The following is a 3,404-nucleotide window of genomic DNA, read 5'->3' on the forward strand; positions in this document are numbered from 1 at the left end:
ACAATGGCTTCAATTAATTTGTTACCTTATTAATCGCACTGCTTACTTCCACGCTGATGGCTAATCTTTACGTGGGTGAGATTCGCACTCACTGGTTCTTACGCACTTATCTTGGCGCACCATAAATCACTCCTTAAAGGCTTTTTAACTTTATTTTTGCATCCTGCGGTTCTTTTTCTAAGTAAAGAATGACACTTCTACCTATGCGACCTATAACATGAGAGTTTTTAGCGAGTACAGAGCTCAACTCATTTTGTTTGTCTTTTTTGCTATCAGCATCTGTGTTTCCAGGGAGTTGAATTTTAACGAGTTCATGTTTTTCAAGTGCTAAATGAATTTCTTTGATCACGGTTTCAGATAAACCTTGATTCCCAACTTGCACCACAGGCTTTAAATGATGAGCAAGGCTTTTTAGTTTTGCTTTTTGTTCGCTTGATAAAACTTCAGTGAATTTATTGACTTTTTTGTCTATAGCCATCCTTTAATGCTCCTTCGTAGACGTAAAAAAAGTACCTTGCACCAAATTTTGTCTAGATGCCATACTTTTTGCACACTAACATAATTCATAAAAACTATTAATTTGTAAAAAAATCTGTCGATAATGAATCTGCAACAGGGAGGATGGCAATGGCCAAGAAAATACTCATCGTTGATGACTCTCGTACGATTCGCCAGCAGGTGGGCTTTACCTTGTCTAAGGAAGGCTTTGAAGTGGTAGAGGCAGAAGACGGTCAAGACGGACTTAATAAGCTTCAAGCAACACCAGATATTAGCATGATCATTTCAGATGTGAACATGCCAAATATGGATGGCCTTGTGATGATCGAATCGATACGAAAAATTGAGCAATTTAAATTTATCCCCATCATTATGCTCACAACAGAGAGTAGTGGCGATAAAGTAGAACGTGCCAAAAAGGCGGGAGCAAGTGGATGGCTTGTGAAACCTTTTAATCCGGAACAACTTGTTGGTGCCGTAAAGAAACTAGCTCGTTAGTTTTGAAAGGGTTTAGTTATGTCTGATAATGAAGGTGGTGGAAAAGGTGGTAAAGGTGGAGCAAAGCTTGATGCTTTGTATAAACTTAAACACGATACTTCTGGTATTCGCAAAAGAATTGCTCCTAAAATTGAGACTTATAAATTAATTGGTTTTAAACTAAATGAAGAAGAATTTGTAATTGAGATTGAAAGAGTAAAAGAAATCGTTAAAGTACCACTCGTAACAAGAGTTTCAAAAGCTCCGCATTTTGTTGAAGGTGTGGCAAATTTACGTGGAGATATTCTTCAAGTCGTAAATTTTCATAAAATAATGGGTTTAGAAAATCAACCCATTTCAGATAGAAGTAGAATCATTGTTCTAGATGATAAAAATGTTTTAGCTGCGATTATTGTTGATGCTGTAAGTGAAGTTATTGAAGTAGAAAAAGAAGCTGTTCAACCTACACCAGATATTGTAGCTGGTGAAAGGTCTAAATTTTTAAAAGGAATTATAAAACCTCATAAACATAGAAATATTTTATGGCTTGATTGTGGTGCTATTTATTCTGAATTTAGTTCCCAAAACGAAAAAGCAGCGGCTGCTTAATGAAGGGTTTTTTATGAGCATAGTAACCTACGAAAATAAAACTTTTAAGTTCACAGGAAAACTAACTATATATAAAGTTTCTGAACTAAAAAATAAAATTTTAGAAGGCTATAATGCAGAAGCAGCAAAGGAATCTGATTTTTTTCTAGACTTATCAGGGGTAGAAGCAATTGATGCCGCTGTATTACAACTTTTACTTGCTCTTAAACAATTAGTAAAAAATGGTAAAGGAAATTTAAAATTAAAAGCAAGCACTCAAACATTTGATTCTCTTTTAGATTTGTTTGGGATGCCTGCAGATACTTTTCCTAAAGCAGCATAATAAATTGTTACTTTAGGTTTTTATTAGGGATGAGGTGCTAAACTGTGAGTTATAATGAAGAACAAATGCAAGAAATATTCTTTCAAGAAATGCGAGAAGTATTCGAGCATATCGATAGTTGCATTCTTGTTTTAGAAAAAACTCCAGGCGATTTAGAAATTATTAAAAATTTATTTCGTGAAGTTCACACATTAAAAGGTTCTAGTGGGGTTTTTGGTCTTCGTGAAATTGCAGATTTAACTCACCATGCAGAAGATTTACTTGATCGCATGCGTGAAGGTAAACTAGAACCAAATGAAGAAGTATTTTCAGCGCTGTTACGTTGTTTCGATCGTTTAAAAGAAATGATGGATGGCGCTCAAAAGAAACAAAATTTATCCACTTTTGATAACTCTGATATCGTTCGTCAGCTTTGTGAATTTAAAGAAATTACTGGTGAACAACTACAAGAAAAAGTGGCATCTGGTGAAGTTGCACCAACTCCTACTCAAGAAAATATTAAACCTGGTGAATGCCCATTTCACATTTCTATTACTGGAGCAGATCAATTCTTTTTAACAGGTATTGATCCCATTACATTGGTTTTAAATTGTCGAGATATTTCTTCGGGAGTATTTTCATTATTTACAAACTGTTCACGAGTTCCTGCCCTATCTGAAATTGAACCTGAACGTTGTTACTTTGAGTTTACCTTTAATTTTGTTTCAATGGCAGAATTTAAGACAGTACAAGATATTTTTGAATTCGCAATTGGTTCTAGCAATGTGAAAATTGAAATGGACGGAGTCGCAGGAGGAGCGGCTTCAAAACCGGCAGCAGAAAAAGCAGGGGAAGCGAAACCCATGGAAGCAAAAACAGCAGCACCCGCTGCAGCGAAAGCACAATCCGCTCCTAAACCAGCTGCAGCAGCACCTGCTGCAGCAAAAGGAGCTCCAGCGGCCGCGGCAGCAGCTAAACCTGATGCAAATCATGGTGGTGGAGATGCCAACGACTTTGTCCGTTTGAAAAAAGAAAAACTAGATCAATTAATGAATTTAGTTGGTGAGCTCATCACAGTTAAAAACTTATTTGTTCACTTAGCAAATAGACTTGAAGAAGTATTGCCTGAAAATGAAATTACGAAAGGTTTCAAAGAAGGAACAGGTCATGTAACAAGACTTTCTGCAAGGTTACAAGAAAGTGTAATGAATGCAAGAATGGTTCCTGTAGGAAATGTATTTACAAAATATACAAGACTTGTTCGTGACGTAGCTAAAAAATTAAATAAAAAAGTAAATTTAGTTATTGAGGGTGAAGAAACAGAGCTAGATAAAACAGTAAGTGAAGCTATTTCTGACCCAATTATGCATTTAATTAGAAACTCAATAGACCATGGTATTGAAAATCCAGAAACTCGTAAGGAAAGAGGAAAGCCAGATACTGGTACTTTATTACTTAAAGCAGGTTATGAAGGTAACAACGTTAAACTTGTTGTGCGTGACGATGGTAATGGTATTGA

General features: G+C 35.8%; 5 protein-coding genes. 4 read left to right on the plus strand and 1 reads right to left on the minus strand.

Going from position 1 to position 3,404, the window contains the following annotated elements:
- Positions 1-133: 133 nt before the first annotated feature.
- On the minus strand, positions 134-478 hold the full coding sequence (locus ACIQ56_RS15795; protein WP_397602001.1) for a YhbY family RNA-binding protein: 345 nt from the start codon (positions 476-478) through the stop codon (positions 134-136).
- Between the two features lie 149 nt (positions 479-627).
- On the opposite strand from ACIQ56_RS15795, the gene ACIQ56_RS15800 reads away from it, so the two are divergent.
- The 4 genes from ACIQ56_RS15800 to ACIQ56_RS15815 form a co-directional block, all read left to right on the plus strand.
- Positions 628-996 carry a response regulator gene (locus tag ACIQ56_RS15800; RefSeq protein WP_153418061.1) on the plus strand — a complete coding sequence of 123 codons (369 nt, stop codon included), beginning with the start codon at positions 628-630 and terminating at the stop codon, positions 994-996.
- A gap of 18 nt (positions 997-1,014) precedes the next feature.
- The gene (locus tag ACIQ56_RS15805; RefSeq protein WP_153418062.1) at positions 1,015-1,584 is read left to right on the plus strand and encodes a chemotaxis protein CheW; all 570 of its coding nucleotides are present in this window, start codon (positions 1,015-1,017) and stop codon (positions 1,582-1,584) included.
- Between the two features lie 13 nt (positions 1,585-1,597).
- A complete protein-coding gene (locus ACIQ56_RS15810) occupies positions 1,598-1,906 on the plus strand; it encodes an STAS domain-containing protein (RefSeq protein ID WP_153418063.1) in 309 nt (102 codons plus the stop codon).
- A 44-nt stretch (positions 1,907-1,950) separates the two neighbouring features.
- Positions 1,951-3,404 (plus strand): chemotaxis protein CheA (locus ACIQ56_RS15815; RefSeq protein WP_397602002.1); only part of this gene is annotated, 1,454 nt, incomplete at its 3' end.

It is taken from the genome of Silvanigrella sp. (assembly GCF_044369315.1).
GTDB lineage: Bacteria > Bdellovibrionota_B > Oligoflexia > Silvanigrellales > Silvanigrellaceae > Silvanigrella.

Bases quoted from the DNA above. Each gene is read 5' to 3' on its own strand.
- ACIQ56_RS15800 (WP_153418061.1), top strand. From the start codon at position 628: ATGGCCAAGAAAATACTCATCGTTGATGACTCTCGTACGATTCGCCAG.
- ACIQ56_RS15805 (WP_153418062.1), top strand. From the start codon at position 1,015: ATGTCTGATAATGAAGGTGGTGGAAAAGGTGGTAAAGGTGGAGCAAAG.
- ACIQ56_RS15795 (WP_397602001.1), bottom strand. From the start codon at position 478: ATGGCTATAGACAAAAAAGTCAATAAATTCACTGAAGTTTTATCAAGC.
- ACIQ56_RS15810 (WP_153418063.1), top strand. From the start codon at position 1,598: ATGAGCATAGTAACCTACGAAAATAAAACTTTTAAGTTCACAGGAAAA.